20 protein-coding genes are annotated in these 24,227 nt (G+C 47.0%); 17 read left to right on the top strand and 3 right to left on the bottom strand.

Annotated elements, in window-relative coordinates; all coding sequences use genetic code 11:
- Window position 1 precedes the first annotated feature (1 nt).
- The 16 genes from LEP1GSC052_RS00440 to LEP1GSC052_RS00365 all read left to right on the top strand — a co-directional run bounded on the left by LEP1GSC052_RS00440 (window position 2) and on the right by LEP1GSC052_RS00365 (window position 17,668).
- Window positions 2-1,123, top strand: a complete 1,122-nt coding sequence (locus LEP1GSC052_RS00440; RefSeq protein WP_010572471.1) for a cobalt-precorrin-5B (C(1))-methyltransferase — start codon at window positions 2-4, stop codon at window positions 1,121-1,123.
- On the top strand, window positions 1,116-1,787 hold the full coding sequence (gene cbiC / locus LEP1GSC052_RS00435) for a cobalt-precorrin-8 methylmutase (RefSeq protein ID WP_010572472.1): 672 nt from the start codon (window positions 1,116-1,118) through the stop codon (window positions 1,785-1,787). Before LEP1GSC052_RS00440 ends, cbiC begins: the two co-directional genes overlap by 8 nt.
- Window positions 1,784-3,025, top strand: a complete 1,242-nt coding sequence (locus LEP1GSC052_RS00430) for a bifunctional cobalt-precorrin-7 (C(5))-methyltransferase/cobalt-precorrin-6B (C(15))-methyltransferase (protein ID WP_010572473.1) — start codon at window positions 1,784-1,786, stop codon at window positions 3,023-3,025. Before cbiC ends, LEP1GSC052_RS00430 begins: the two co-directional genes overlap by 4 nt.
- A complete protein-coding gene (gene cobI, locus LEP1GSC052_RS00425) occupies window positions 3,022-3,786 on the top strand; it encodes a precorrin-2 C(20)-methyltransferase (protein WP_010572474.1) in 765 nt (254 codons plus the stop codon). Before LEP1GSC052_RS00430 ends, cobI begins: the two co-directional genes overlap by 4 nt.
- Window positions 3,776-4,933, top strand: coding sequence for a cobalt-precorrin 5A hydrolase (locus LEP1GSC052_RS00420; protein WP_010572475.1), 1,158 nt, complete (start codon window positions 3,776-3,778; stop codon window positions 4,931-4,933). Before cobI ends, LEP1GSC052_RS00420 begins: the two co-directional genes overlap by 11 nt.
- Window positions 4,930-6,435 (top strand): precorrin-3B C(17)-methyltransferase, encoded by a 1,506-nt coding sequence (gene cobJ, locus LEP1GSC052_RS00415; protein WP_020985374.1) that lies wholly within the window; start codon window positions 4,930-4,932, stop codon window positions 6,433-6,435. Before LEP1GSC052_RS00420 ends, cobJ begins: the two co-directional genes overlap by 4 nt.
- 13 nt (window positions 6,436-6,448) lie before the next feature.
- Window positions 6,449-7,213 (top strand): precorrin-4 C(11)-methyltransferase, encoded by a 765-nt coding sequence (cobM, locus tag LEP1GSC052_RS00410; protein WP_010572476.1) that lies wholly within the window; start codon window positions 6,449-6,451, stop codon window positions 7,211-7,213.
- Window positions 7,210-7,749: a cob(I)yrinic acid a,c-diamide adenosyltransferase gene (gene cobO, locus LEP1GSC052_RS00405; RefSeq protein ID WP_010572477.1), complete on the top strand. Its 540-nt coding sequence runs from the start codon at window positions 7,210-7,212 to the stop codon at window positions 7,747-7,749. Before cobM ends, cobO begins: the two co-directional genes overlap by 4 nt.
- Entirely contained in the window at window positions 7,749-9,149 is a 1,401-nt protein-coding gene (locus LEP1GSC052_RS00400) for a cobyrinic acid a,c-diamide synthase CobB (RefSeq protein ID WP_010572478.1), read from the top strand. Before cobO ends, LEP1GSC052_RS00400 begins: the two co-directional genes overlap by 1 nt.
- On the top strand, window positions 9,146-9,844 hold the full coding sequence (locus LEP1GSC052_RS00395; RefSeq protein ID WP_040912619.1) for an adenosylcobinamide amidohydrolase: 699 nt from the start codon (window positions 9,146-9,148) through the stop codon (window positions 9,842-9,844). The genes LEP1GSC052_RS00400 and LEP1GSC052_RS00395 overlap by 4 nt, the downstream gene beginning before the upstream one ends.
- Window positions 9,841-10,476: a histidine phosphatase family protein gene (locus LEP1GSC052_RS00390; RefSeq protein WP_010572480.1), complete on the top strand. Its 636-nt coding sequence runs from the start codon at window positions 9,841-9,843 to the stop codon at window positions 10,474-10,476. The genes LEP1GSC052_RS00395 and LEP1GSC052_RS00390 overlap by 4 nt, the downstream gene beginning before the upstream one ends.
- Window positions 10,464-11,039, top strand: a complete 576-nt coding sequence (gene cobU / locus LEP1GSC052_RS00385) for a bifunctional adenosylcobinamide kinase/adenosylcobinamide-phosphate guanylyltransferase (protein ID WP_010572481.1) — start codon at window positions 10,464-10,466, stop codon at window positions 11,037-11,039. Before LEP1GSC052_RS00390 ends, cobU begins: the two co-directional genes overlap by 13 nt.
- Window positions 11,039-13,636: a cobyric acid synthase gene (locus LEP1GSC052_RS00380; protein ID WP_020985396.1), complete on the top strand. Its 2,598-nt coding sequence runs from the start codon at window positions 11,039-11,041 to the stop codon at window positions 13,634-13,636. Before cobU ends, LEP1GSC052_RS00380 begins: the two co-directional genes overlap by 1 nt.
- 1 nt (window position 13,637) lies before the next feature.
- The gene (gene cbiB / locus LEP1GSC052_RS00375) at window positions 13,638-14,606 is read left to right on the top strand and encodes an adenosylcobinamide-phosphate synthase CbiB (protein WP_010572482.1); all 969 of its coding nucleotides are present in this window, start codon (window positions 13,638-13,640) and stop codon (window positions 14,604-14,606) included.
- Window positions 14,588-15,220, top strand: coding sequence for a histidine phosphatase family protein (locus LEP1GSC052_RS00370; RefSeq protein ID WP_010572483.1), 633 nt, complete (start codon window positions 14,588-14,590; stop codon window positions 15,218-15,220). Before cbiB ends, LEP1GSC052_RS00370 begins: the two co-directional genes overlap by 19 nt.
- A gap of 348 nt (window positions 15,221-15,568) precedes the next feature.
- On the top strand, window positions 15,569-17,668 hold the full coding sequence (locus tag LEP1GSC052_RS00365) for a TonB-dependent receptor (protein ID WP_084492178.1): 2,100 nt from the start codon (window positions 15,569-15,571) through the stop codon (window positions 17,666-17,668).
- A gap of 468 nt (window positions 17,669-18,136) precedes the next feature.
- Here the strand turns inward: LEP1GSC052_RS00365 and LEP1GSC052_RS00355 are convergent, their stop codons facing one another.
- Window positions 18,137-19,132 (bottom strand): response regulator, encoded by a 996-nt coding sequence (locus LEP1GSC052_RS00355; protein WP_010572486.1) that lies wholly within the window; start codon window positions 19,130-19,132, stop codon window positions 18,137-18,139.
- 5 nt (window positions 19,133-19,137) lie between these two features.
- Complete coding sequence (locus LEP1GSC052_RS00350; RefSeq protein ID WP_010572487.1) at window positions 19,138-22,125, bottom strand: MHYT domain-containing protein; 2,988 nt, start codon at window positions 22,123-22,125, stop codon at window positions 19,138-19,140.
- A 348-nt stretch (window positions 22,126-22,473) separates the two neighbouring features.
- Here LEP1GSC052_RS00350 and LEP1GSC052_RS00345 point away from each other — a divergent pair, with 348 nt between their 5' ends.
- On the top strand, window positions 22,474-23,373 hold the full coding sequence (locus tag LEP1GSC052_RS00345; RefSeq protein ID WP_020985401.1) for a haloalkane dehalogenase: 900 nt from the start codon (window positions 22,474-22,476) through the stop codon (window positions 23,371-23,373).
- A gap of 128 nt (window positions 23,374-23,501) precedes the next feature.
- On the opposite strand, the gene LEP1GSC052_RS00340 is transcribed toward LEP1GSC052_RS00345, so the two are convergent.
- Window positions 23,502-24,209 carry a FecR family protein gene (locus LEP1GSC052_RS00340; protein WP_040912667.1) on the bottom strand — a complete coding sequence of 236 codons (708 nt, stop codon included), beginning with the start codon at window positions 24,207-24,209 and terminating at the stop codon, window positions 23,502-23,504.
- Window positions 24,210-24,227: the final 18 nt, after the last annotated feature.

The raw sequence follows: 24,227 nt of genomic DNA, 5'->3' as shown, positions 1-24,227 counted from the left end.
GATGGCTGCCAAGGAATTAAGGGAAGGTTTTACGACGGGCGCTTGTTCCGCGGCAGCGGCCAAGGCGGCCACACGTCTTCTCTTAAAAAAACAACCCGTTTTGGAAATCGAAACGACACTTCCGAACAAAAGACAGGTTTTGTTTCCTGTCAAACGATGCGAGCTGGAAGGCGAGATCGCAATCTGTAGCGTGGTCAAGGACGCGGGAGACGATCCGGATTGTACACACGGGGCGGAACTTACCGCGCGAGTTCGCTTAACAAAAGAAAGTAAAATCGTATTAAAAGGCGGAGACGGAGTCGCCACCGTCACAAAAGCCGGGCTCGGTTTGGACGTGGGAGAACCCGCGATCAATCCGGTTCCTCGAAAGAACATCAGCGAAATGATTTTGGAGGAACTCGAAGGAAGTTCGTATAACGGCGCCGAGGTGGAGATCAGCGTTCCCGGCGGGCAAGAGATGGCAAAAAAAACGATGAACGAACGCCTCGGTTTGATCGGAGGAATTTCAATCCTAGGCACGACGGGAATCGTAAAACCGTATTCGACCGCGGCCTTTAAAGCGAGCGTGATCCAAGCGATTCAAATGGCGAAAGAATACGGAATCGATACGACCGTTCTTACCACCGGAGGTAAGTCCGAAAAGTTCGCGATGGATCTATTACCGAATTTGAATGAACTTTCCTTTATCCAAGTCGGGGACTTTATCGGAACCGGAATCAAAACCAGCGTCAAGGAATCGATCCGTCACGTGATCGTCGTCGGGATGATCGGCAAGTTATCCAAGATGGCCGACGGAGTGATGATGACGCACAGGGGCGGCTCTTCCGTGAATACGAAAATGTTATCCGACATCGCCAGATCCATCGGCGTTCCCGAACCGATCGCCGAGGAAATTCAAAACGCGAACACGGCGAGACACGTATTAGAAGTCTGTAAAGCGAACGGATACGAACACATCACAACGCGTATCTGCGAGATCGTCGCCAAAAATTGTTCCAAACACGCGGGAACGAATATGAGAATTTCCTGTTATATGGTGGACTTCGACGGAGCGCTTTTGGGTAAGTGCGAAAATTTTTCGCAGGAATTAGAAACAACGGGAGAGAACTCCGAACATGAATGACATGAGACAGATGACGAAACTCGGAAGGGAAATCGAAGACAAATCCTTTTCGATCATCGACGAAGAAGCGGGTTCTCATTCCTTTTCCAAGGAAGAATGGGAAGTCGTCCGAAGAATCATCCACGCGACCGCGGACTTCGAATACAAGGACATCACGAAGATTCATCCGAAGGCGATCGACTCGGGCATAGAAGCGCTTCGAAACGGATGTCCGATCGTCTGCGACGTTCAGATGATTCTCGCCGGACTCAATCAGGAAAGAATCGGCGCTTACGGATGTAAGACATACAGCTTTATTTCCGATCCGGACGTGATCGAACGGGCCAAGGAAAAAAATTCGACGAGGGCTATCGAATCGATCCAAAAAGCAAAAACATTAGGTTTTTTGAATGGAGGAATTCTCGCTGTGGGGAACGCGCCGACGGCTTTGCTCGAAATCGAAAGGCTGATCCGGGAAGAAGGGATCAAACCCGCGCTCATCATCGGAGTTCCCGTCGGTTTCGTATCCGCGATCGAATCCAAAGAAGTGATTTTAACATTAGAATCTTCTAATTTATTTTCGACGCCCTACATTCTTACCAGGGGAAGAAAGGGAGGAAGTACGATCGCGGTCGCGATCCTACACGCCCTTCTTCTTTTATCCTCGAAACGAGGAGAACGATGAAGGCAGTCACCGTAATCGGAATGGGAGACGAAGGTTGTCCCGGATTATCGAGCATCGCGGTCAACGCGGTGGCCAAAGCGCAGATTCTCGCGGGCGGAGAAAGACATCTGGATTTTTTTCCGCAGTTCACCGGAGAAAAAATAGTATTTAAGGGAAATCTAATACAAGCCACCGAAAGAATCGCCGAACTCGCGGCGGAACATACGGTTTGCGTTCTCGCTTCGGGAGATCCTTTGTTTTTCGGAATCGGAAATCTCATCGGTAAAAAGGTCGGATTGGAACACGTGGATTTTATTCCGGCTCCGAGTTCGATCCAACAAGCATTTGCAAGAGTGGGAATCAAATGGGACGACGCGCAAATCTTATCTTTGCACGGTAGACCGATTGAAGGACTGATCACAAAACTGCAATCTTTAAATAAGGTCGCTTTGTTTACGGACGAGATCAATCATCCCCAAGCCGTCGCTTCCTACATGAAACAATATGACGAATCGGATTGGACCGCGTTCGTTTGCGAAAACCTGGGCGGAAAAAACGAAAGAATCCGCAAGTTCGAACTGAATTTGTTAAGCGAAGAGAATGGAATCAGTCCTTTGAACGTTCTCATCCTGATCCGAAACGAGGAAAACCGAAAATCCCCTCCGATTATGCCTAACGTTCCCGAGGAGAATTACGCGAAACGGATTCCGAAAAAAGGGCTGATCACAAAAAAGGAAGTCAGAATTCTTTCCATCGCCTTCTTGGAAATTCGGGACGACAGCGTCGTCTGGGACATCGGAGCCGGCTCGGGCTCGATCGCGATCGAAGCGGCTCAACTCGCGAAAAACGGAAAGTCTTACGCGATCGAAGTCGATCCCGAAGGAATCGAAATCTGCAGACAAAACGTCGTTTCCCAAAGAACGGATAACGTGCACGTTATCGCGGGAAAAGCCCCCGAGGCTCTGGAGAATCTTCCCGATCCCGATTGTGTTTTTGTGGGAGGCTCCAAGGGAAACCTATATGAGATTATTAGAATTTCCTTAAATAGACTTTCTTCTCGCGGCTCCCTGGTCGTAAACGCGGTCACCTTGGACAACGTCACGGAAGCCTATCATGGTTTTAAGAAACTGGGTCTTGTTCCCGAAGTGACTCTTTTAAACGTATCAAGAGGACAACCGCTTGCCGATTATCTTCGTTACGAGGCTTTGAATCCGATTCATATTTTTAAGGTTACAAAACCGGAGGGTTATTCCGCATGAAAAATAATCGATACGGAAAACTCTACGGAGTCGGAGTCGGTCCGGGAGCCACCGATCTGATCACGCTCAGAGCGGTTCACGTTTTAAATTCCGTCGATGTGTTGGCGATTCCCAAAAGTAGCGAACACTTGGAACCGTTCGCTTGGAGAGTTTGTTCTCCCGTTGTGAAGGAGAATTCTTCCCAAGAAAAATTGTTTCTTCATTTTCCGATGACGAAAGATCCGGAGATCTTAATTCCTGCTTGGGACAAGGCCTTTCTGGAAATCGGAAAACGTTTGGAAGAGGGGCATAACGTTGCCTTTATCACTCAAGGAGATCCTTCAGTTTACAGCTCTTGGAGTTATCTTTTGGAGGAGACAGAGGATCGTTGGCCCGGGATCGAAGTGGAGATCGTTCCCGCCGTTTCTTCGATTACCGCGATACCGGCCGCGTTGCAAACTCCGCTCGCGGACGGAAGAGAACGGTTCTGCGTCGTACCGGGAACCTACGGAATCGAAGATCTTCCCGAGCTCGTAAAAAATTTCGATACGATCGTTCTTACGAAAGTCGGACAGGTCGTTCCACAACTCGTTACCATGTTAAAAGAATTGGATCTGTTGCGAAACGCGAGTTACGTTTCGTACGGAACGACGGATCGGCAAAGAATCGTTCGAGATTTGGAAACGATTCAAAACGAAAACTGCGATTACTTTTCGATGGTGATTCTTTCCATCCGAAAACGGAAGGGCGTACTTCGAGGACAGAACATCGATGCAGAATAGAAAATCATATTCGGTTTTCGTAATTACAAAACACGGCCTGGAAATCGCAAAAAGAATCCACGAAGCTTGGGAGAACGTGGACTTGTTCGTTTCTCCTAAGTTTATCGACTCGGCGCCGCCCGGTTCGAATCTTCTTTCCCTTCCGATGGACAAAACGTTAGACGAAACGTTTCAGAATTACGACTGTCATATCTTTATCATCAGCGTAGGAGCGGTCGTTCGGATGATCGCTCCTTTGCTAAAGAACAAAAAAGTCGATCCTGCGGTCATCTGCGTGGACGATCGGGCCAACTTTTCGATCTGCGTTTTGTCCGGTCACGTAGGGCGAGGAAACTTTTTTACGGAAAGACTTGCAAAAACCCTTTCCAATACCGCAGTGATTACGACCGCATCGGACGTTTCGGGAACCTTGACCGTGGACATTCTCGGAAGAGAACTCGGTTGGACCTTGGAACATCCCGATCGAAACGTAACGAGGGGTTGCGCCGCGGTCGTCAACGAAACCAAGGTGCTCTTCGTTCAGGAAACGGGAGAGCCGAATTGGTGGCCTTTGGATAAATCGCTTCCGAAAGGCGTTGAATATTCCGTTTCCTTAAACAACGTAAATCCGAACGACTATGAAATTCTTCTGATCGCAACCGATAAGACCGATCTAAAACAAAACAATCCGGAACATTATAAGAATTCCATATTATATCATCCTAAATCGTTGGTCTTAGGTTTGGGCTGCGATCGAAACGTGTCTTTTGAAACGGTGGAGAATGGAATCTTAAAAATATTAAGCGACAATGGTCTGGCCTTTCAGAGCGTCAAAACCATCGCAAGCGCCGATCTCAAAAAAGACGAGGAAGCATTTTTACGAATCTCAAAAAAATACGGATGGGAATTTAAAACCTTTTCCTCGGAAGAATTGGATCGCGTTTCAGAAATCGAAACCCCTTCCGAAGTCGTAAAAAATTTCGTCGGAACCAAATCCGTGAGCGAGGCTTCGAGCATTCTCGCTTCGGGAGCCGGTTCCTTGCTTCTTCCAAAACAAAAATACAAGGAAGGTTCGGACGGAAAAAATCTTACGGTCGCAATTTCAAGAATTCCGTTTCCATCCAGATTCTCCTCCACCTCGCGGACCGAGACAAAGGAGGGAGAATGAAAAAAGGAAAACTGAACATCGTCGGAATCGGTCCGGGAAACGACGCGCACGTTACACCCGCGGTTCTGAATGCGATTCAAGAAGCCGATCTTGTAATCGGCTACGCGACCTACATAGGACTCGTCAAACACCACTTAGTCGGTAAGCAGGTAACAAGAACCGGAATGACCGAAGAGGTTGGCAGGGCCCAAGCCGCGGTCGAATCCGCAAAGGAAGGAAAGATCGTTACGTTGATTTCTTCGGGCGACGCGGGAGTTTACGGAATGGCCGGACTCGTCTTTGAAGTATTGAAAAAAAGCGGATGGAAAAGAAACGATTCTCCCGAAGTGAGGATGATCCCCGGCGTGACCGCCGACAGTTCCTGCGCTTCTCTCGTGGGCGCGCCTCTTGTTCACGACATGGCGAGAATTTCCCTTTCCGATCTTTTGACTCCTTGGTCCGTCATCGAAAATCGTCTGGAATGCGCGGCCAAGGGAGACTTCGTAATCACTCTCTACAACCCCGCATCGGGCAGAAGACAAAGACAGATCGTAGAAGCTTCTAAAATTATTAAGCGACATCGCCCTGGAACCACTCCCGTCGCTCTCGTAAAAAGCGCGTATCGAAGACAACAAAACGTTCAACTTTCCGACCTGGATAATTTTTTAGATTACGAAATCGGAATGAACACGACCGTAATCGTCGGCTCCACGAACACGTTCGTTTACGAAGGTTTTATGATCACTCCGAGAGGATATACGAACAAATATTCCCTCGAAGACGCAAGCCTCAAGGACGGACAAAGAAGGGGATTCTCCCTTCGTTCCGAAGGAGATCTCCAAAGTAGAATCGATACAACGGAAGCTCCGATTCAGTTGAACATCACCAAAATCCAAGACGCGTTTGTGAGAACGTCCACGTCGATCATCGAATCGGAAGAAACACCGAACGATTCGGCGATTCGAAAAGAGAATGAAGCGGATTCTCAAACGTTTGCGACGCCGAGCCGAGATTCTTCGGCGAAAACAGCGATTCAGGCGTTGGATATTCTTTCTCAAATACGGGGACAAGATCCCGCCTTATCTTCGAAATCGATCGATCCCGAAAAAAACACGTTAGCGTATATCGGTCGCCTCGGAGGTGGAATTCTTTTTAAGAACTCGAATCGGTTTTACATCGTGGGAAAACTCAAAATTCCGACTCGATTTGAAGACTACGGCTTTGCGGATCCCGGGGATTACGGAGGAAGATATTCCGAATTGAAAGTGATCGATTCCGTTCGCGTGCAAGAACTCGACTTCGAGTTCGGGATGGTCCTTCGAAACGAGATTCATCCCCGAGAAATATATGATAAATTCTTAATACACAGAAATTCTTCCGTGAGCGAAAGAATTCTCGCGTATGCGAAGCAGGAAAGCGGAAAGTTTCTTATAAACGACGTGGAATATTCGGACATTTCCTGGCTGGGTTCGATGCCCGCGGACGTTTGGTCACTGGTAAGAGGGGTTATCTTAAAATGTTAATGAGACATGCGATATGAAAGTATATATCATCGGAGCCGGGCCGGGAGATCCGGAATTGATCACGCTCAAAGGAGCAAAACTTGTGGGAACCTGTCCCGTCGTTCTTTATACGGGGTCTTTGATTCCGACCGCCGTCATCGAAAGAGCGAGAAAAGACGCAATCGTATTAGATTCTTCGAATATGACTTTGGACGAAATTTTGGAAGTGATCCTACGTGCAAAAGAAAACAACCAAGACGTGGCCCGGGTTCATACCGGCGATCCTTCCATCTTCGGCTCGACCGCGGAGCAGATGAGAAGATTCGATTCTTTGCATATAGAATACGAGATCGTTCCCGGAGTCAGTTCGTTTACGGCCGCGGCCGCGGCTTTGGGAAAAGAACTCACGTTGCCCGAAGTTTCACAAACGATCATCATCACACGAGCCGAAGGGAGAACGCCCATGCCGGAAAAGGAAAAACTCGAAATTCTCGCGCAATCCGGAGCGACGCTGACCTTGTTTTTAAGCGTTCTTCATATCCGCAAAGTCGTGGAACAGCTGATTCCTTTTTACGGAGAAAGATGTCCGGTCGCCGTGGTTCAAAGGGCGACCTGGCCCGAACAAAAAATTCTCACAGGAACGTTAAGCGACATCGCGGAACGCGTAAAGACCGAAAAAATCTCATCGACCGCTATCATATTCGTCGGTCCGGTTTTGGATTGTCACGATTTTGCGGATTCAAAGCTTTACTCGGCCGATTTTTCACACGGATTCCGAAAGGCAAAACGAAACCGATGAATTCTTCCTCGAACAAAGAAACGAGAGGACTCGTGATCGTAAACACGGGAAACGGAAAAGGAAAAACGACTGCCGCACTCGGAATCGTGTTCCGCGCCTTAGGAAGAGGAATGAAATGCGGAGTGGTTCAATTCTTAAAAGGCAAATGGGAAACCGGGGAACGAAAATTCGCGAAAACGATTCCGGAACTCGATTTTCACGTTATGGGTTTGGGATTCACCTGGGACAGCGACGACTTGGATAAGGACAAACAAGCGGCAAAAGAGGCTTGGGCCAGATCGGCGAACATGATTCTAACAGGACATCATAATATTATAATACTCGACGAGATCACTTACGCGTTTCATTACGGATGGCTGGCTCCGGAAGAGGTTCTGCAAACTCTGAAACAAAGACCCGCGCATGTGCACGTAGTGATTACGGGAAGAAATTGCCCCGAACTGATCCTCGATTACGCCGATCTAGTCAGCGTTATCGAAGTCAAAAAACATCCGTATCAAAGCGGGATTCCCGCGCAGAAGGGAATCGATTTTTAATGGACGTTTTGAACGATTCAAATGGATCCATCGACATTCCGAGGATCGTAATCGCAGGCACGGGAAGCGGCGTGGGTAAAACGACGATCGTTCTCGCGCTTACACAAGCGTTTCAAAAAAGAGGAATGAGCGTGGCTACATTCAAATGCGGTCCCGATTATTTGGATCCGACGTATCACGCTCGAGCCACCGGCAAAACTTGTCACAACTTGGACGGTTGGTTGATGGGAAAAGAATCCGTTCTCAATACTTTTCATCAAGCGTGTCATAACGCGGACATCGCGATCATCGAAGGTGTGATGGGATTGTTCGACGGACATTCTCCGAATTCGGAAACGGGTTCGACCGCGGAGATCGCAAAATGGCTGGGCGCTCCCGTACTCTCCGTCGTCGACGCAAGCGGAATGGCGAGAACCGTCGCGGCTCTATTACAAGGTTTGAAAGCGTTCGATCCGGAACTGAAACTCGCGGGAGCCTTTACGAATTTTATCGGAAGCAAATCGCATATACAACTTTTAAAGGATGCCTCGAACGATATCCCCGTGTTTGGCGGATTTTCAAAACATCCCGAACATGCGTTTCCCGAAAGACATCTCGGATTGTATTCCGCTTCGGAAGAGAATTTGTCCGAAGAACGATTTCATTTTTGGGGAAACTTAGCGGAAGAATGGTTGGAGATAGACTCCGTTTTAAAAATAGCGAAATCCGCTCCTAAGATCGACGTCCCGATTTCTTCGACAAATACCGTAACGACCCGTTGCAGAATCGGAATCGCATTGGATTCCGCATTTCACTTTTATTACGAAGAAAATTTAATGCGACTGAAAGAAGCCGGAGCGGAGTTGATCTTTTTTTCTCCGATCTCTGATTCTAAAATTCCCGAAGCGGACGGGCTTTATTTCGGAGGAGGTTATCCCGAACTGTTTGCGGAATCCCTTTCCGAAAACGTTTCGATGTTAAACGACATTCGAGAATTCGCATATAAGAATAAACCCATATACGCGGAATGCGGCGGGTTGATGTATCTTTCCCAAGAGATCGAGCGAGTCGACGGAGAAAGTTTCCCCATGCTGGGCCTTATTCCAGGCAAAGTAAAAATGGGTGAAAAACTCAAAGCGCTCGGATATGTGGAAGTCGTCACGGAAACACGAACCATCTTCGGTGAAGCCGGGCTCAGATTCAGAGGTCATCAATTTCGTTATTCCGACTTTGAACCAAAAGAATCGTCCGAAAAAGAATTAAAGTTCGCGTACAAGCTACGGAGAAGAAGGGGCAACGAGGTCGTCGAAGAAGGCTATCAAAATCGTTCGATTCTCGCTTCTTATGTGCACGCACATTGGGCCTCCAATCCGACATTACCTCGGGGATTTGTTCAAAGTTGTCGCGAGGTTCGGCGATGATCGTAAATTCCGATCCGAAAAACAAAAATTCGGTCGAATCTTCGACTTGGCTCGAGATCGCATTCGAAGAACCGCATAACGTTTTGAGCTGGGCCGTCATCGGATGCGGCTGGAAAGAACAAATCGACAACGTCCTATGGCACCGCGTTCGAAACGAAGACTTAACTCCGGACGTGGATCCGATCGATTACTACCAAAGCAGGTTGCTTCAAAGGGGAGAATCCAAAAACTCGGTGGGATTTCTCACGAGCGCGGCTCTTGAAAATTATTCCGAAATCGTTTTGGAAAAGGAGGGAACTCGAATTCGATCCGTGGTCACGGCCGGACTCGGCAACGCGGTTTGTATCGGCGACGATCCGTTTTCATTTGCTTCCTTCGGAACGATCAACATTCTCGTACAATGTTCCTTGCCCTTGGATTTGAGCGCGTCTCTGGAAGCTGTTTCCCTGATTGCGGAAGCGAGAACGCTCGCCGTTTTAGACTCGAAAGTTCAAAGCCGCGTTAGCCGTAACAGCGCGACCGGAACCGGAACGGATTGTATCGCGTTCGCTTCTCCTTCCCGAACTTCACAGACTCGTTATACCGGGAAACATACGTTGACCGGCCATCTGATCGGCAAAGCCGTCTACAAATCCGTATATCAAGGAATTCTAAATTGGAAGGGAAGTAGAATTCGGACGGGAGTCACATCTTGAAAAAAACGTTATATCTCATACGAAACTCGGATATCGGTTTAAATTTTCGGTTTAAATATGTGGGCCGTTTGGATCCTATTCTTTCTCCACAAGGAATCGAAGACGCAAAATCTCTTGGAAACTACTGCAAAGATACATTCTATTCTTCGAATGAACAAATTTACCTGAGCCCTTCAAAACGAAGCGTTCAAACCTGGAAAGAAATGGGACTCGATTCTTTTTCGGAGCCGATTTGTGTTCCCGCTCTGCAGGAAATCGATTTCGGAAACTGGGAAGGGAAGAGCTTCAGCGAGTTGGAACAAACACATCCGGAAGAGCTTTTGCGATGGGCCGCCGCGCCTTCTCTTTTTTCCTTTCCAAGCGGTGAATCCTTTCAGGCATTTGTGGATCGCATCGACTTTATCGCGTCCTTTTTAAAAGAATCGTCCGCTTCCAAGATCGTGCTCGTTACACACGGAGGAGTAATCTCGACGCTGATCTGTCTTTTGATCGGAATTCATCCTTCTTCTTACATCCACTTTCAAGTAAAAAGTTCGTCCGTTTCTTCCGTCGAAATTTTTTCAAACGGTTCGGCTCTTCTTACGAGCCTCAATCAATATTCCGCAAAAAGGAGATGCGAATGGCCGATATAATCCTAGTCACGGGCGGATGTAGAAGCGGAAAAAGTAAGTTCGCATTAAATTTAGCGGAAGAATCCGAGGGGAAAAAAATTTTCGTCGCCACCTGTCCGAATCTGGACGAGGAGATGAACCAAAGAATTCTAAAACACAAAGAGGAAAGAAACGGACTTTCTTGGAAAACCATCGAGGAAGAATTCGATCTTTTGCAAGTATTGAACTCGGAATGTGTAGGCGATCGATCCGTTGTTCTTATAGATTGCCTCAGCCTCTGGGTCAACAACCTTCTTTATCGATCCTCGAAGGAAAAAACAACATGCGACGAATCGAATATTCAAAACTTATGTTTGTCTTTGATTCGTTCGATTCAAAATTCTTCTCTGGAAAAAGCGATCTTTGTTAGTAGCGAGGTCGGCTTAGGACTCGTTCCCGAAAACAAGACCGGGAGAATCTATCGGGATCTTCTCGGAACCTGCAATCAAACAATCGCGCGGAAATCGAGCGAAGTATACTTTATGGTAAGCGGCCTACCGTTAAAGATCAAAACGAAAGAATCGAACAAGATCGGAGCGAACTGATGTCGTACCTGGGCCACGGAGGAAATTTAACGAAACTTGCCCGTACGATCGGGTGCAAACCCGATGAGATTCTCGATTTCTCCGCCAACATCAATCCGATCGGATTTCCGGAATGGCTTCGTCCGTTTATCCATTCTAAGGTTTCGGAACTGCTCGCGTATCCGGACCCGGACTATTCTTCCCTGAAAAATAAATTACATTCAAAATATGGAATATTTCAGGATCGAATCGTGATCGGCAACGGAGCTTCCGAACTCATATTACAGATTCCTTTTGCGATCGAAGCGGACTACGCTTTGATTCCGACGCCTTGTTATAGCGGATACAAGGAAGCGATTTCGCTTCGTGGAATTCCTTGTATCGAAATTCCTCTCAAAGAGGAAAAATCGTTTCAACTCGACTACGAGGAAATCGCGGAAATTCTTAGATCGAAGATCGATTCTAAGGCGCTTTTATTGTTCGGACATCCGAACAATCCCACGGGAAAACTACTCGATCCAACAAAGGTTCTCAAACTCGCAAGCGACTTTCCCGACTCCATCTTTGTCATCGACGAATCCTTTATCGACTTTTGCGGCGACGAATTTTCCTTTCGCTCCGACTTTCGGGAGAACATGATTCTCATTCAATCGATGACAAAAATTTTGGCGCTTCCCGGTCTGAGAATCGGGGCTTGTTTCGCTTCTTCCAAAATTTGTACGGAACTTTCAAAACGATTACCGACCTGGAACGTGAACACGTTCGCCGCCGCCGTATTCGAACGATTTTTGGACGACACCGATTTTACGGATCGATCACGGCAAAGCGTAAAAGATTGGAAAAAAGAATTCATATACGATCTTTCTAATTTAGAATCCTTGCATGTTTTTGAGAGCGAAGCGAATTTCATTCTCATCAAAATTTTGAATCGACGGTCGGCCTCGGAATTAACCCGAACGTTGCTCGAAAAACATAAAATCGCGGTCCGAGATTGCGGAAATTTTACCGGATTCGGAGACCGATTCATTCGCGTCGCCGTTCGCACACCGGAGGAAAACGAAAAACTCGTGGAAGCGTTTCAAAACGTCTTTAACGATACTAAACTCGTTTCAAAAAAACGGTCCGTTCGAAAAACGCCCGCAATCATGTTTCAGGGAACGGCGTCTAACGTTGGCAAAAGTATTTTAACAGCCGCGCTTTGTAGAATTCTCGTGCAAGACGGATTGAAAGTTGCGCCTTTTAAATCGCAGAACATGGCTCTCAATTCTTTCGTAACCTGGGACGGCGGGGAAATCGGCAGAGCGCAAGCGTTACAAGCGCAGGCGGCGAAAATTCTTCCCGATATCCGAATGAATCCGATTCTCCTCAAACCTTCGAGCGAAAAAGATTCCCAGGTGATCATCAACGGAAAACCGGTGGCCGCGATGGACTTTCGAGATTATACGAAGTATAAAGCGAACGCTTTTGCGGAAGTAAAAAAATCGTACGATTCTCTGGCAAACGAATACCAAGCGATCGTAATCGAAGGGGCGGGGAGCGCATCCGAAGTGAACCTCAAGAGAAACGACATCGTAAATATGAGAATGGCGGAATATGCAAAATCCAAAGTATTCTTAATCGGTAATATAGATCACGGAGGAATTTTCGGTTCGATTTTAGGGACGATGGAAACGCTCGCGGAATGGGAAAGGAAACTCGTATTCGGATTTATCATCAATCGTTTCCGCGGAGTGAAAGAACTTCTCAAAACGGGAACGGAATACATAGAAGAATACACGGGCAAACCCGTCTTAGGAATCGTCCCCCATCTCCAAAATCTGGATTTACCCGAAGAGGATTCCCTCGAATTCAAATCGGGTGCGTTAGACGACATATCTCCTCTCGGGGATCGAATCGATATCGCACTGATCGATTATCCTAGAATTTCGAACCACACCGATATAGACGCGTTCCGAGCCGAGCCGGATGTCCGAGTTCGGATCGTGAGAAACGCGAAGGATTTGGGAGAGCCGGACGTTTTGATTCTTCCCGGAAGCAAAAACGTGATCACGGATCTGGAACATCTCCGCAATGTCGGTTTAGCAAATCGAATTCTTAGCTTGGCTCAAAACGGTAGAACGGAAGTAGTGGGGATCTGCGGCGGATATCAGATGCTCGGTATAAATATCTTCGATCCGCACCGCATCGAAACCGATCGGGGAAGCGCGGAAGGACTTTCTCTTTTGCCCTTGGAAACCATATTAGAAAAGAATAAATCTCTCAAACAAACCAAAGCCGTTCATCTTCCGAGCGGATGCGAAGTCGAAGGATACGAAATCCATCACGGCAAAACGACCGCGATCGGCGAAACAAAAACGATTTTTTTAAACGGAACAGACGAACCTCTCGGTCACGGCGATTCTTCCGATAGAATTTGGGGGACCTATATCCATGGAGTATTCGATCGCGACGATTTTCGAAGAAACTTTTTGGATCGAATTCGTGTTCGAAACGGCAAACGACCTTTGATCGACGTTCAAGTGTCGTACAACTTGGAAAAATCTTTGGATCGTCTCGCTACACACGTTCGACAATCTCTCGACATGAATCGGATCTATCGAGCATTGGGACTAAACTAAAATGCCTTGGATCATCGCGACATCCATCGTGTTCGATTTAATTTTCGGAGATCCGAGAAATCTTCCTCATCCGGTGCGCGCCATCGGCAAACTTGCGAGGAGTTTGGAAAGAATTTTCAGAGGTTTTTGTCGTTCCGAACGAATCGCCGGAATTCTCACATCGCTTCTCGTGTATTCGGTTTCGTTTTGGGTTCCGTTCTACGTCGTTTTTTACGCGGACAAAGTTCACTGGATTCTCGGCGCATTTTTATCGACGGTTATCGTCTACACGACGATTGCGATACGAGACATGATCGATCATAGCAAAGAAGTTTACCAAGCCTTATCGCAAAACGATCTCGTTTCCGCCCGCGAAAAAGTTTCCAGAATCGTAGCAAGAGACACCGAAAATTTAGACGAGTCCGAGATCATTCGAGCTTGTTTGGAAAGCACCGCGGAAAGTCTCGTGGACGGAATCACTGCTCCACTTTTTTACGCGGTGCTCGGAGGTCCGGCTTGGGCCATGTTCTATCGTTCGGTCAACACGTTAGACTCTCTTTTCGGTTACAAAAACGAACTCTACAAGAAGTTCGGAAATTTTCCCGCGAGAATGGACGACATAGCCAATTTTCTTCCGGCGAGAATCACTTCCTGCATATTGGTTTTTGCGTCGTTCTTGCTCGGATATAACTTTAAGAATTCCTTATATATTCTACGCAGAGACGGACGAAAACATCCGAGTCCTAATTCCGGATTGGCCGAAGCCGCGGTCGCGGGCGCTTTGGAGATTCAACTCGGAGGGATCAATTTTTACGGCGGAAAAGAGAACGTAAAACCGAAACTCGGAGATCCAAATCGAGAACTGAAACTCGAACAAATCCTTGAAACCAATCGACTGATCGTAGTATCCTCCTTATTGACGGCCGGGTTCTACATTCTTCTTTATTTGATCGCGGCAACGTTTTGGAAAGAATGGAAACTACACGTTTAATCAACACATTCAAAAGTTCGAATGCGATCTACGTGTTTCGACACGGAGAAACGGAATGGAATCTTCAAGGAAAACTCCAAGGACATTTTCAAAACTCGATTACGGAAAACGGAATCCATCAGGCGAAAGCGCTCATTCCGATTTTAAAAAATGCAAAGGTGGAAGTTCTGCTCAGCAGCGATCTGCAAAGGGCCAAAGAAACAAGCCGGGTCGTTGCCGAAGCGCTGAACCTACCGATTCTTTTCGATCCGGGCTTTCGCGAAATCGATTTGGGGGAAGGGCAGGGCAAATTGATAAGCGAAGTGGATTCGCGATTCGGAGAATCGTTTTGGAAACGTTGGAACGATCACGATCCGATGTATGATTCTCTTCGTTTTCCGGGCGGAGAATCGAAACTCGAAACGGACGTAAGAATCCATTCCGCCTTGACGAAACGGATCGAAATTTTCTCGGAGCGAACCGTCGCATTGTGCACGCATGGCTACGTTATGACACGAATGTTGAAAATGTACAAACCGGAAATACAACGAATTCCGCATATTCAAAACGGAGAATGTATACGATTCCGAGTAGAGGATATTTTAAGAAAAGAAAGATCACTAGAAAAAATATAACGTCTCTTTAGGATTTTTTATTGTATCGGAAAACGATTTTCGTTTTACTGACGTTAGCTTTCAGGGATGAAGTTGGGTGAAATTCCCGCGCTGACCCGCAACTGTGTGTTTCGTTCGCTCTAAAACGACGAAACGAGCCAGATCTCCCGCAATATTTTTACCTCGAGGTTAGGTAGTTTTGCATTCTCGCCTATGTACGTCCGTACAGAACGAAGGGCCCCGGAAAGACTATTCGGGGTTTCTCAAAAAGAATATAAATTATATTTTTTTGATATACGAATATTCCATTCTTATCATGCGATATGGCGTATTCTTTTTCAGATTTCCCCGATCAATTCAGGTGGGAACATGTTTCAGGACGTATGCGGAAGGATCCGAAGGATTCTTCCCTTTCTATTAATCATCGCGTCGGCTTCGGTAAATTCTCAGGAACCCGAACCGAAAAAAAAACAGGACGACAACAACGCCGGGATCGTGGTGAACGGGAAGGCGAACTTCGGACTTGGAATCGCCGGTTCCGCAAGCGAAGGAACCGTTCGTTCCGAACAGATTCGATCCAGACCGATTTCAAGAGCGGGCGAAATCGCCGAGTTCATACCGGGAATGATCGTTACGCAGCACAGCGGATCGGGAAAAGCGAATCAGTATTATCTTCGAGGATTCAATCTCGATCATGGAACCGATTTTGCGGCGAGCGTCAACGGCATTCCGGTAAACAATCCTTCTCACGGACACGGACAAGGTTATTCGGATATCAGCTTTGTCATTCCCGAACTGATCGAAGAAATCAAGTTTAAGAAGGGAGTTTACTTCGCGGACGAAGGAAACTTTTCTTCCGCGGGCGCGATGAACGTTTCTTACTTTCGTTCTTTAAAAAAAGGAATCGTAACGATGGAAGGAGGAAGTTTCGGATACGCGAGAACCTTGATCGCAAAATCGCATTCGATCGGACCGGGAACCTTGTTGTATGCGCTGGAAGCTTCTCATTCCGACGGGCCTTGGACCGTTAAGGAGAATTATAGAAAAGTAAACGGAATCGTGAGTTACAGCGTGGGGGACGAAAAAAGCGGTCATCGTCTTTTGGGAATGGGGTATCGAGGCAACTGGCATACCACGCATCAAATTCCGAAACGGGCGATCGAAAAGGGAAAGTCCTGGCTGGAACCGTACGACGACGGAATCGGCAGATACGACGCGATCGATCCGACGGACGGGGGGCGCACCAATCGAGCGAGCCTTTCCTGGGAAGCGCATCGTAGAAACAAGAATTCGGATGCAAGATTTTTAATATACGGATTGTATAGCGATCTTTCCCTTTTTTCGAACACCACATACTATATGCTCGATCACGAACGGGGCGATCAGGTGGAACAGACCGATCGAAGAACCGTCTCCGGAATCAAAACAAGTTATAAGATTTTTTCGGAATTGGCCGGAATCAAATTCGAAAGTCAGATCGGCTTACAAATCCGAAGGGACTTTATCCGAAATTCTCTCTACCACACCGAGGCGCGCGCCCAGCTCGACAATCTGAAATCGGATCAGATCATAGAAACCAATCTTTCATTATATTATGAAAATAGAATACAATGGAGTCCTAAAATAAGAACCGTCTTGGGAATCCGCGCCGATCAGTTTCAATTCCACGTCGACGACAAAAATCCGGAACTCAGCGACCGAAAACGAGCCTCGGTCGGAAGTCCGAAAGCCGGAATCGTATTCGGACCTTGGAAACACACCGAAATCTATCTCAACGGAGGGCACGGTTTTCATACGAACGACGCGCGGGGTCTGACCGACAAGGCGCATCCGTTCATACCGATCGTCATGTCGCGCGGAGGAGAATTCGGCTTGAGAAGCGTCGTTTTGGATCATTGGAAAACGACCGTAAGTTTATGGCAGTTGGATCTTGATTCCGAATTGATCTTCGTCGGAGACGCGGCCACCACGGAGCCGAGTCGTTCGAGCACGCGCCGAGGAGTGGAATGGTCCAATTCTTACGAACCGATTCGAAACCTCGTTTTCGACGCCGACATTTCCGTCTCAAGATCGCGTTTCCGTTCCAGCGAAGAAGAAGCCGGAAATTTTATTCCCGGTTCCATCGAAAGCGTTTATACGGGCGGGATCACTCTCAAAGAAACCGAAGGTTTTTTCGGTTCGATCCGCGCGCGGTATTTCGGGCCGCGTTCCTTGATCGAAGACAATTCGGTCCGTTCTCCGCCGACGACTTTGTTCAACCTACAGTTCGGTCGGAAGATCAACGAAACCTGGAGTGCGGTTTTCGAGATGTTCAACATCCAAAACGCCAAGGTCAGCGACATCGATTATTACTACGCGTCCCGTTTGAAACACGAGGCCCAAGGTCCCGACGAAGGCGGAACCAACGACATTCATACGAGGCCGTCGGCGCCCCGATCGATTCGTTTGGCGATTCGAGGTACGTTCTAAAATTTTTTCTGAACGCTTGGGCGGTGAACGAATGATTTTCCCTTTTTTGAGTTCCGGTTCGTTCATCGCCATTTTTTTGATTTCGGGAGTTTCGGGAGAATCAAGAAAACGAGAGGACCCGCAAGAAAATCGGAACAAAAAATCAAGAATCAAAAATCACACGAAAAAAAGCCCGGCGTACAAGGGCTCGAGGGGAGAATTTTCGATATTCTAGACATAATAGAGAACTTCCGATAATGTACATTATGTCGCATTAGAACAAGGCTCTTTTGTAAACTCTGGTACATCGGAACACTTTCCGCGTTCGAATCCATTTCTTCCAAAAAGAAACAATATCAACAAAACGTTCGGCGATTCATCTTCTTGTCCGAATTCATTTTCAGAAGAATCGTCCATAAAAACGAATCCGATTTTCATTGGCAAGAATCTGATTCTATGCAATGACCAAAATTCGGCGGCATTATCATTTCAGCTCTCCGCCCAACGTTCCTTCACTTCGAGAAGTTTCGGCATCACGTCTAGAAAAACCGGAATCAAATTCGGATCAAAATGTTTACCCGATTCTTTCCGAATGTATTCGATCGCATCGGAAATTTCCCAAGCTTTTTTATAAGGACGTTTTGTAGTCAACGCGTCAAAGACATCGGCCAAGGCGACGATGCGGGCTTCGACCGGAATCTCGTCACCTTTCAACGAGTTGGGATAACCGGAACCGTCCCATTTTTCGTGATGGTTTTGTGCGATCGTTTTAGCCAACTGCAAAAGCCGGGAATCGTGATCGCCGATGATCTCGGCTCCGATCGCGGGATGTTTTTGCATCACCGCCCATTCTTCCGGAGTTAGTTTACCTTGTTTTTGTAATATATGATCCGGAATGCCGATCTTCCCGATATCGTGCATCGGCGAAGCGTGCAGAAGATCTTCCGCACAATCGGGAGAAAAACCGGAAGCAAGAGCGATGATGCGGGAATAATGACTCATTCGAATCACGTGAAGACCGGTTTCGTTGTCCTTATATTCCGCCGCAAGTCCAAGTCTTTGAATGATCTGAAGTCTTGTTTCCCTCAATTCTTCGTTGCGGACCAAAGAAAGATGTGTTTTGACTCTCGCCTTTACGATCGCGGGGCTGATCGGTTTGGTGATATAATCCACAGCGCCCGCGGTAAAACCGTCGGCCTCGTCTTCTTCATCCGCCATCGCGGTAACGAAAATGACCGGTATTCTCGAGGTGGAAGGTTCGGTTCTAAGAATCTTACAAACTTCGTGCCCCGTCATACCGGGCATCATCACGTCCAAAAGAATGATGTTCGGTTTTTCGGACTTCGCGAGTTCGATTCCTTTGTAACCGTCTTTAGCGAAGAATAACTTATAATCGGAACTCAAAATCTGTTTCAAGACTTGAAGATTCGCGGCCTCGTCGTCTATGATGAGAATCTTCGTTTGAGAATTCGTATTTATACTCATTTACTTTAAATTCCTGGAATATTCAAAAATTCTGAAAATTCATACAATCGGGAACGCGCCTCTTCCAACTCGAACTGATTCACGTTGGAGATAAATCTTTCGATCCGCTCCTCTTCCACCTTTCCGGAAATCAACCGTAGAAATTCGTTGAGTGGTTCGTCTTCGATGGTTCCTCTTTGGAAATTGTCGAGAATCTCCACGAAAAGAATTTTCATTCTTTCCTTTTCGGAATCGTTCGGGACCTCGAGCGAAGAAACCTTCTCCGCTTTGGGAACCGGAGAAACTCCGTTCAAATGCAACACGGCGGCCATTTCGCTTAACAATTCCGGAAGATCGATCGGCTTCGCGACAAATCCGTCCATACCCGATTCTTTCGCGGCGTCCCGATCCTCTTGAAACACGCTCGCCGTCAGAGCGATGATCGGAGTTCTTTGGACGTTTTCCTGCATCTCGTGAAAACGGATGATCCTTGCGGTTTCATGTCCGTCGATTCCCGGCATCTGAACGTCCATAAAGATCAGATCGAACGTTTCTTCTGCGTAGATTTGCACAGCTTCTTCCCCGCTCAGAGCCGAGGTGATCGTATGCCCTTCCTTGGAAAGAAGAAGTTTTAGAAGTTCGGTGTTCTTTTCCATATCGTCCACGATCAGAATTCTCAGTTTCGGATAACGGAAGTCGAGCGATTTCTCCTTGTTGGAGTCCAAACTCGTGTTCGGACTCAAAGGAAGTCTAACGTGAAACACACTGCCCTTTCCGAAATTACTTTCCGCCCAGATTTCGCCCTTCATCAGATCGGTGAGCTGTTTACAGATCGTGGTTCCGAGTCCGGTTCCGCCGTATCTTCTCGTGGTGGAAATGTCGGCTTGTGTGAACGGTTCGAAAATTTTCTCCAAACGATCCGCTCGGATTCCGATTCCCGTATCCCGAATCGAAAAATGAATATAAGGATTTTCGAATTTGATTTCGAAAGTGACCTTTCCGCGATCGGTGAACTTAATCGCGTTTCCGATCAGATTGGTGAGAATCTGACGCACCCGTAAAGAATCTCCGATAAAAAACTCGTTGAGATTCGGGTCTCGGATCACTTCGAATTCCAGATTTTTTTTGCGCGCGTTCAAACCGAAGATGGATTTCAATTCGCTTATCAATTTAAAAAGGGAGAACGTGTTGATCTCGAGTTCCACCGCCCCCTTTTCGAGTTTCGCGGTGTTGAGAATATCATTCAAAAGACGTAACAAAGATTTGGCGGAACCCTTGATGATTTCCAAATGACCGATCTGTTCTTTTTTAGGTTCCGCGGAAAGAAGAACCTCGGTAAAACCGATGATCGAATTCATAGGCGTTCGGATCTCGTGACTCATATTGGCGAGAAAGGAAGTTTTGGTCAACGCGGCGAGTTCCGCTTTTTCCATGGATCTTCTCAATTCTTCTTCCATGTTTCTTCTTTCGGTGATGTCCAAAATGACACCGTCCAAAAAAAGAACTTCTCCGTTTCCTCCGAAAATTGCGCTACCGTGGCCCCAGCACCATTTGATTTCGCCGTATCGATCGAGAATTCTATATTCCAAAACGAAAGACTTTCTCATCCGAACCGCTTCCGCGACGACCGCACCGATGGGTTCTTTGTCTTCGGGAATGATCAAATCCACGAAGTATCGTTTGGGATTCGGTTCCATAAAATCGGAAACGGGATAACCGGTTAACTTCTCCATCGCTTCGCTCAAAAACACGATCGTCCATTTATCGTTAAAAAGACAACGATAGGTGACACCGGGAATGTTTTCGATCAACGAACGTTTCTGAAGTTCGCTTTGTTTCAAAGCGTTCTCGATCATCTTCTGTTCGCTGATATCCGTGACAAAGCCCACGAGAATTCCTTCGTTCGGAAGTTGAGCGTAACCGACCGCAAGACGGATCGGAAATCTACCCGTGTTTTTTCGCATCCCGAAAGATTCTTGCCCGGTACCGATATACTTTCCTAAAAGACGACGCCCTTCCGGATCGTTTGGATCGGGATTGTTTCGACTGAGCGCCGCTTCTGGAAGAAGAAGATCGATATTCTTACCGATCACTTCCGAACTTTGATAACCGAAAATTTTTTCCGCCGATTCGTTGAAATCGAGAATCGTTCCGTTGGCGTTCAACGTAAAAATTCCGTCGACGGCCGTTGTCACGATCGCCCTCATGCGAGTTTCGCTGACGCGAAGATTGTTCACGAGTTTGCGGTAACGGATAAACGCGTTCACGGCAAAGGTGAATAACGTGAACGTGATCGTAGTGATCGAAACCGCCAGAGCCAAAAAGGTAGGATTGGAAGGCGCGCCGTTCAACGAAGTTTCCGGAAGTCCGATAAATCTCGCGGCGAACATACCGGTATAATGCATTCCGGAAATTGCAAGTCCCATCACCGATCCGGCGACGAGAGTGGAAACGTTTTTGCTCAGTTTCAAATCGGATAAACCGAAACGAACCCAAAGGGAAAGAATCGCAAGAACGACCGCGACCAAGATGGAAAGTGCGAAAAAGATCGGGTCGTATCGAAGTAAAACGTCCGTTCTCATGGCGGCCATTCCCGTGTAATGCATGGATCCGATCCCGGAACCGACCAACACGCCCCCGACGACCAATTCCACCCAATGAATCTTCGGTCTTCCGACATACGCAAGAGCGATCATCGAGGCGATAAAACTCGGGAACATAGAAACGATCGTCAGCGTTTTATCATACGAAACGGAAACGCATAACTGAAACGATAACATCCCGATAAAATGCATCGCCCAAACTCCGCAACCCAACGCGAGGCTGGCCGCAAAAAGAATCAGAAGTTTTCCCGTTCGGGATGAATCCGGGGAACTCTGCCCGATCATCTGCAACGCGATAAAGGAGGAAAAAATGGAAACGAGAATCGACAAAACGATCAGAATCGGATCGTACGTGCTCGGAAGAAGTTGAACGTTGTCGTTGAAAAGAAAAAAGTTCCGGATCCAAGCCATAAGCGAATTGAATATCCCCTGAATGATGAAACATCCGAGGAATCATTCCATTCCACAGAATCGATTGAATAGGATTCAGTCACTTTTCGATTTTGAATTCGGGAAGAATCCGAATCCGAGCCATTTCAAGTTCTTTTTCGACGCGAAAACCGCCTTGTCGCCGTGGCTTTCCGGGGCTTCCGCTTATTTTGAAAGTTAAAATATCTTCTATGAATTAAGCAACAGAAAATAATCCCCCTTCTTTTCTATAATTCGGTAAATCCGTTTCCTCGTGCGTTTCTTCCCGTTCGAAAGAAATTTCCGAAAAACGCTTTCCGAAATCACAAAGCCGGGCAACCTATAGCCCCTATGGAAATCTTGAGAACCCCGGATTCTTCCTTTGAAAACCTACCCGGTTATAGTTTTACGCCAAACTATTTGCAGGTCCAAAACCTAAGAATGCACTACGTCGACGAAGGTCCGAAGGACGCAACGGAAACCGTTCTTCTTTTACACGGAGAACCGTCCTGGTCTTATTTGTATCGAAAGATGATTCCACCTTTGGCGCGCGCGGGTTATCGTACGATCGCGCCCGATCTGATCGGTTTCGGAAAATCCGATAAACCGGACGATCCTTCTTTCTTTTCGTATCAAGCGCACGTGGATTGGTTACGAGAGTTTGTGGAGAATTTAGATCTCAAAAACGTAACTCTTTTTTGTCAGGATTGGGGCGGACTTTTAGGACTTCGCGTCGCGGCGGAACATTCCGAACGTTTTTCAAGAATCGTTGCAGCCAACACTTTTCTACCCACCGGGGATATTCCACCCAAAGAAGATTTTCTCAAGTGGAGACATTTTTCACAAAACGTAAAACGTCTTGCAATCGGAAGCATCGTTAAGAACGGATGTGTTTCCGAACTCACAAAAGAAATCGTAGCGGCTTACGATTCTCCGTATCCAAACGAAACCTACAAAGCGGCCGCGAAAAAATTTCCGGCCTTGGTTCCGATTTCACCGGACGATCCCGCCTCGGAGCCGAACCGAAAGGCTTGGGAAATTTTAAAGACTTGGAAAAAACCGTTTCTCACCGCGTTCAGCGATCAGGATCCGATCACAAAGGGCGGAGATATTTTTTTTCGAAGATTGATTCCGGGCGCAAAAGGACAAAAACACGTTACGATCGCGAACGGAGGTCATTTTTTGCAAGAGGATAAAGGGGAAGAATTGGCCGAGGTGGTCATTCAATTTATCAAGGCCAATCCGTTGTAAGAAAGGGTTTGCGGTTCGGTTTCGGTTCTCGCGGGTTTGATGTTGTGATCTGGCTCGCGTCAGCCTGCGAGCCGCAGGCGAGCAGGCGTTCTTTCGCGCACGAGAACAAATTCAAGATTATTAGAATATTATGATTTTGGAAAATTCTCCAGAAGCTCCTTGTTTTTCAGTTTCTGATCCTTGAGCATCTGATAATTTTCGGCCTTGATCGTCTTGAAGTTTTGGATGATCTTCATTTTTTCCTTCATGAATTCTTTCAAAGGTTCCATAAGAAGTTCTTTTCCGTTCCAAGAAGCCTGTTCCCCGGCCTTAACGTCCAATTCTCCGCCGGAAGAAGATTGAACGGCAACCTGCCCCTCGTTTACGAAAACTCCGTCGGGAATATCCGAATCCTCGTTTCTCGGAGCTTTGGTTTTTTCCTCGCTCACAACAAACTGAGTTCCTCGAACGCCCGCCGTATAGGAAATAGAACTTACTTCCAAATCTTCTTTCTTATTCGATTTTTGAACGTTGGCAAAAAGTTTACCGGAAACCAAGGTGACCTTCGTCGTATTTTTGGATCCGTCCGAAAAGAGTTCGGCGATTTCGATCTTTGTAAAAGGCGCGAGTCGGATCACCGCGTTTGCGCCCAACTGAAGATCGGCTTTTCCTTCACCGGTTTCCACCTTGGCCGACTTCGTAAGAACCACATTCTTTTTGAGGGTTTCCGTTTTACCCGCTTGAGAATACTGAACTTTCCCCGTTACGAAAAGAGCGATCGCGACTTCTTCTTCCGCGAAAACGAATTGGGGAAAAAACGAAACGAAAAAACTAAAAAGCAAAACCTTACGAATCATACCGAAGAAACTTATCGC

It is taken from the genome of Leptospira kmetyi serovar Malaysia str. Bejo-Iso9 (genome assembly GCF_000243735.2).
In the GTDB taxonomy this organism is placed as follows: Bacteria; Spirochaetota; Leptospiria; order Leptospirales; family Leptospiraceae; genus Leptospira; species Leptospira kmetyi.
This window is presented reverse-complemented; position numbering and strand designations above follow the sequence as displayed.

Excerpts from the sequence above, each read along its gene's own strand:
- LEP1GSC052_RS00395 (WP_040912619.1), top strand. The coding sequence starts at position 9,146 with ATGATCGTAAATTCCGATCCGAAAAACAAAAATTCGGTCGAATCTTCG.
- LEP1GSC052_RS00420 (WP_010572475.1), top strand. The coding sequence starts at position 3,776 with ATGCAGAATAGAAAATCATATTCGGTTTTCGTAATTACAAAACACGGC.
- LEP1GSC052_RS00345 (WP_020985401.1), top strand. The coding sequence starts at position 22,474 with ATGGAAATCTTGAGAACCCCGGATTCTTCCTTTGAAAACCTACCCGGT.
- LEP1GSC052_RS00430 (WP_010572473.1), top strand. The coding sequence starts at position 1,784 with ATGAAGGCAGTCACCGTAATCGGAATGGGAGACGAAGGTTGTCCCGGA.
- LEP1GSC052_RS00365 (WP_084492178.1), top strand. The coding sequence starts at position 15,569 with ATGTTTCAGGACGTATGCGGAAGGATCCGAAGGATTCTTCCCTTTCTA.
- cobJ (WP_020985374.1), top strand. The coding sequence starts at position 4,930 with ATGAAAAAAGGAAAACTGAACATCGTCGGAATCGGTCCGGGAAACGAC.
- LEP1GSC052_RS00380 (WP_020985396.1), top strand. The coding sequence starts at position 11,039 with ATGTCGTACCTGGGCCACGGAGGAAATTTAACGAAACTTGCCCGTACG.
- LEP1GSC052_RS00370 (WP_010572483.1), top strand. The coding sequence starts at position 14,588 with ATGGAAACTACACGTTTAATCAACACATTCAAAAGTTCGAATGCGATC.
- LEP1GSC052_RS00355 (WP_010572486.1), bottom strand. The coding sequence starts at position 19,132 with ATGAGTATAAATACGAATTCTCAAACGAAGATTCTCATCATAGACGAC.
- LEP1GSC052_RS00350 (WP_010572487.1), bottom strand. The coding sequence starts at position 22,125 with ATGGCTTGGATCCGGAACTTTTTTCTTTTCAACGACAACGTTCAACTT.
- LEP1GSC052_RS00340 (WP_040912667.1), bottom strand. The coding sequence starts at position 24,209 with ATGATTCGTAAGGTTTTGCTTTTTAGTTTTTTCGTTTCGTTTTTTCCC.
- LEP1GSC052_RS00440 (WP_010572471.1), top strand. The coding sequence starts at position 2 with ATGGCTGCCAAGGAATTAAGGGAAGGTTTTACGACGGGCGCTTGTTCC.
- cbiC (WP_010572472.1), top strand. The coding sequence starts at position 1,116 with ATGAATGACATGAGACAGATGACGAAACTCGGAAGGGAAATCGAAGAC.
- cobU (WP_010572481.1), top strand. The coding sequence starts at position 10,464 with ATGGCCGATATAATCCTAGTCACGGGCGGATGTAGAAGCGGAAAAAGT.
- cobI (WP_010572474.1), top strand. The coding sequence starts at position 3,022 with ATGAAAAATAATCGATACGGAAAACTCTACGGAGTCGGAGTCGGTCCG.
- cbiB (WP_010572482.1), top strand. The coding sequence starts at position 13,638 with ATGCCTTGGATCATCGCGACATCCATCGTGTTCGATTTAATTTTCGGA.
- cobM (WP_010572476.1), top strand. The coding sequence starts at position 6,449 with ATGAAAGTATATATCATCGGAGCCGGGCCGGGAGATCCGGAATTGATC.
- LEP1GSC052_RS00400 (WP_010572478.1), top strand. The coding sequence starts at position 7,749 with ATGGACGTTTTGAACGATTCAAATGGATCCATCGACATTCCGAGGATC.
- cobO (WP_010572477.1), top strand. The coding sequence starts at position 7,210 with ATGAATTCTTCCTCGAACAAAGAAACGAGAGGACTCGTGATCGTAAAC.